This is a genomic window from Streptomyces sp. SID14478, from assembly GCF_010548525.1.
In the GTDB taxonomy this organism is placed as follows: domain Bacteria; phylum Actinomycetota; class Actinomycetes; order Streptomycetales; family Streptomycetaceae; genus Streptomyces.
On the sequence record NZ_JAAGMG010000608.1, the window covers coordinates 1 to 3,571 of the forward strand.

General features: G+C 74.7%; 6 protein-coding genes. 4 read left to right on the forward strand and 2 right to left on the reverse strand.

The annotated features are described in order from the left end of the window. Nucleotides 1-181 precede the first annotated feature (181 nt). Genes G3I40_RS20085 through G3I40_RS20100 form a run of 4 tightly spaced genes read left to right on the forward strand, consistent with a single transcriptional unit; the run spans nucleotide 182 to nucleotide 2,490 of the window. Nucleotides 182-853, forward strand: a complete 672-nt coding sequence (locus tag G3I40_RS20085) for a DedA family protein (RefSeq protein WP_164303525.1) — start codon at nucleotides 182-184, stop codon at nucleotides 851-853. An 11-nt stretch (nucleotides 854-864) separates the two neighbouring features. Then, nucleotides 865-1,137: a hypothetical protein gene (locus tag G3I40_RS20090; RefSeq protein ID WP_164303526.1), complete on the forward strand. Its 273-nt coding sequence runs from the start codon at nucleotides 865-867 to the stop codon at nucleotides 1,135-1,137. Between the two features lie 3 nt (nucleotides 1,138-1,140). After that, a complete protein-coding gene (locus G3I40_RS20095; protein ID WP_343244968.1) occupies nucleotides 1,141-1,815 on the forward strand; it encodes a 4'-phosphopantetheinyl transferase superfamily protein in 675 nt (224 codons plus the stop codon). Between the two features lie 39 nt (nucleotides 1,816-1,854). Beyond that, nucleotides 1,855-2,490: a TOPRIM nucleotidyl transferase/hydrolase domain-containing protein gene (locus tag G3I40_RS20100; RefSeq protein ID WP_164303527.1), complete on the forward strand. Its 636-nt coding sequence runs from the start codon at nucleotides 1,855-1,857 to the stop codon at nucleotides 2,488-2,490. 44 nt (nucleotides 2,491-2,534) lie between these two features. Here the strand turns inward: G3I40_RS20100 and G3I40_RS20105 are convergent, their stop codons facing one another. Beyond that, nucleotides 2,535-3,041 carry a methylated-DNA--[protein]-cysteine S-methyltransferase gene (locus G3I40_RS20105; protein WP_164303529.1) on the reverse strand — a complete coding sequence of 169 codons (507 nt, stop codon included), beginning with the start codon at nucleotides 3,039-3,041 and terminating at the stop codon, nucleotides 2,535-2,537. Nucleotides 3,042-3,046: 5 nt separating this feature from the next. Next, nucleotides 3,047-3,571 (reverse strand): AlkA N-terminal domain-containing protein (locus G3I40_RS20110; protein ID WP_275410203.1); only part of this gene is annotated, 525 nt, incomplete at its 5' end.

Here is a 3,571-nt window from a genome sequence, read left to right on the forward strand (position 1 = left end):
CCGCTTGACGGACCGGCCGCGCGCGCCGAGGACCCCGTGGAAAACCGCGGGGTCCTCGGCGCGGAACGCCGCACTTTGCCAAACGGTTACCCTCGTGGTGGCGTTGATCTGCGGTTCCTGGCCTGGGTGGGAGTCCGGGCAGTCGCCTCGGACCGCTGACCTGCCACTCCGGGAGACCCGTATGCACCTCGTGACCCCGGCCGCCGCCGCGGCCGAGCCGACCGGCGGCATAGCGGGCTGGGCCGCCGACCTCGTCGACACCCTCGGCGGCCCGGGCGCCGGCCTCGCGATCGCGCTGGAGAACCTCTTCCCGCCCCTGCCCAGTGAGGTCATCCTGCCGCTGACCGGATTCGCGGCCGGACAGGGTGCGATCTCGCTGGCCTCGGCGCTGTTCTGGACGACGCTCGGCTCGGTCGTCGGCGCCGCCGTCCTCTACTGGATCGGCCGGGTCGTCGGCCGCGACCGCATGTACGCGCTGTGGGGCCGTCTCCCGCTGGTGAAGACCTCCGACCTGGAGCGCACGGAGGCCTGGTTCCAGCGGCACGGCACGAAGGCGGTGCTCTTCGGCCGGATGGTCCCCGTCTTCCGCAGCCTCATCTCGATCCCGGCCGGCGTCGAGCGGATGCCGCTGCCGCGCTTCCTCGCCCTGACCGCGATCGGCTCCCTGATCTGGAACTCCGTGCTGGTGCTTGCCGGTTACTGGCTCGGCGACCAGTGGGACCTGGTGGAGCAGTACGTGGGCGTCCTGTCGAAGGTGGTGCTCGGGGCGGCGGTGATCGCGGTCGCCGGCTGGGTCGTCGTGCGCCTGCGGGGGCGTGAGCGGAGCCGACACCGGGTGGAACAGGACCGGTAGGCTCGGCTCCCGTGCAGGTGACGAGGGTGGGGCGGCAGGGGGACGGAGTGCTCCTCGGCTGGCGCCACCGCATGCCTCGGACTGCTCTGGTCGGACTGCTCTGGTTCGCCGTCGCCGGGCCGGTGCTCGCCTGGCCCCGCACCCGCTCCGCGCCGACCGCCGGGGCGCGCCGCGTCGTGTTCTTCGGCGACGGTTACCCCCTGCACCACGAGACGTTGCCCGCCGCGGCCGACGCCGCGCACAACCGGCGCATCCTCGCGGTGCTGCGCTACCTGGAGGCGTAACCCGTGGACCACGTAAGGGAATTGCCCGGGTCCGGGCCGGTCGGGCTGTGGCTGGTGGAGACCGACGCCGCCCCCGCGGACGACACGGCGGGCGTGCTCGACGCGGAGGAGCGGCGGCGCGCCGCCGCCTTCCGCTTCGACGGGCACCGCAGGCGGTACCTCGCCTCGCACCTGGCGCTGCGCGGCATCCTGGCCGACCGGCTCGGCCGCGCCCCCGGAGCGCTGCGTTTCGTACGCCGGCCCTGCCCCGGCTGCGGCGCATCGCACGGCCGTCCCGCCCTCGCGGACGCGCCGGACGTGCACTTCTCCCTGTCGCACAGCGGCGATCTGGCCCTGGTGGCGGTGGCCCCGACGGTGGTCGGCGCGGACGTGGAGGAACACCCGGAGGCAACCGCCGTCGAGGACCTCACCGGAGTACTGCATCCCCGCGAGCGGGCCGAACTGGCCGCCGTGGCGGACCCGTTGGAGCGCCGACTCGCCCTGGCCCGCGTCTGGGTCCGCAAGGAGGCCTACCTCAAGGGCCTCGGTACGGGCCTGGCCCGCGGCACCGATCTCGACTACGTCGGGACCTCCGTGGCCTGCCCCGGCTCGCCCGACGGCTGGTCGCTGCGCGATGTGCCGGTGCCCATCGGGTACGCGGCGGCGGTCGCCGTGGGCCCGGCCGGAGCGGGCGAATAATCCTTGGCGTGATCGGCGCCGAGGGATCAGACTCGCCCCATGGCGGACATGAGCGCGTTCCGTGAGGCGGTCACCGGGTGGGCGGCCGGCGCGCCCGGCGACCCCGCACGGGAGTCGGCCGAACGACTGGGGGTGCGCACCGTCGTCCTGCTCGAAGGGCCGAGCGACGTCGCGGCGGTCGACGCGCTGGCCGGGCGCCGCGGCCGGGACCTGGAGGCCGAGGGCGTCTGCGTCCTGGCGATGGGCGGCGCGATGAGCGTCGGCCACTTCGCCCGTCTCCTCGGACCATCCGGTCTGGGCCTGCGCCTGACGGGCCTGTGCGACGAGCGGGAGCGCCCGTTCTACGCCCGCGCCCTGGAGCACGCCGGGGCACCGCGGCAGCCGTTCTTCGTCTGCGCGGCCGACCTGGAGGACGAGCTCATCCGCGCGCTGGGCGTCGCCCGGGTGACGGAGCTTGTCGAGGCGGAGGGCGACCAGCGCGCCCTGCAGACCTTCCTGCGCCAGCCGGCCCAGCAGGGCCGTGACCCCGGGCAGCAGGTGCGGCGCTTCCTCGGCACGAAGAAGGGCCGCAAGATCCACTACGGCCGCGTCCTGGTGGAGGCCCTCCCCCTCGACCGCGTGCCCGCCCCGCTCGGCGACTTGCTCGACGACCTTTCCGTGGGCCTTCGGGCGTAGGACCCGTCCGGCGCACCGGACCCCGCACAGGGAGCCCTGGGCAATCACCCCGGGTCCTGCAGCGAGCCCTCCAGGGTCAGCAGCTCCACCTTGCGTTCCAGGCCGCCCGCGTACCCGGCGAGGGAACCGTCGGCGCCGATCACCCGGTGACAGGGGCGCACGACGAGCAGCGGGTTGGCGCCGATCGCCCCGCCGACGGCGCGTACCGCGGCGCGGGAGGCGTCGATGCGGGCGGCGACGGCCCCGTAGGTGGTGGTCGCGCCGTACGGCACCTCGTCGAGCGCGTCCCACACGCGGCGCCGGAACTCGGTGCCTTCCGGCTTCAACACCAGCTGGAACTCCTTGAGTTCACCGTCGAAGTAGGCGTCGAGCTGACGTCGGGCCTCGGCGAACCGGGCCGGGTCCCGCACCCAGCCGTCCCGGACCGTGCGGCCGCCCTTCTGCCCCGGGACGGACAAGGAGGTGAGGGCGCCGGAGGCGTCAGCGGTCAGCAGCAGCTCACCGAGGGGGCTGTCGTGGAGGGTGTAGTACACGTCCTGCTCCTGAGGAATGGTGCTCACAACTGTCCTTCTACGATGAGGTGTTGGCGTGCGTAGGACCGCCAGGGCCGCCACGCGTCGTCGGTGCTCGTCTCGCCGGGCACGGCCACGTCCGGGTCGCCCAGGGCGCGCAGCCTGATCAGTGCCGCGGTGCGCGCGTCCATGCCGGGCAGCGCCCGCAGCGCCTCCTCGGCGTCGTCCCGGTCGGCGCCCGGGTCGAGGCGCAGGTCGCCGTCGGCCAGTGCCCGGGCCAGTGCGCCGAGCGTGCCCGGCTCGTCGACGAGGGCGTCCGGCGCGGGAAAGACCCGGTCGAGAGCGCCGCAGGGGGCGTCCAGCCGCTTGCCGTACCGTTCGACGAGCCGCGCGGACTCGGCGGGTCCGACGAGCAGACGTACGGCCAGTTCGTCGGGGTCGGCGGCGCCGGGTGAGCGCAGGCCCGGCCGGGCGGCGACCAGGGGGGCGAGCCGCGGGTCGGCGCCGAGCCGCTCGTCGATCGCGAACGGGTCGGAGTCCAGGTCGAACAGGCGCCGCAGCCGGCCCAC

What these genes read in the sequence shown, in the direction of transcription:
- G3I40_RS20085 (WP_164303525.1), top strand. Translation starts at nt 182, where the DNA reads ATGCACCTCGTGACCCCGGCCGCCGCCGCGGCCGAGCCGACCGGCGGC.
- G3I40_RS20100 (WP_164303527.1), top strand. Translation starts at nt 1,855, where the DNA reads ATGGCGGACATGAGCGCGTTCCGTGAGGCGGTCACCGGGTGGGCGGCC.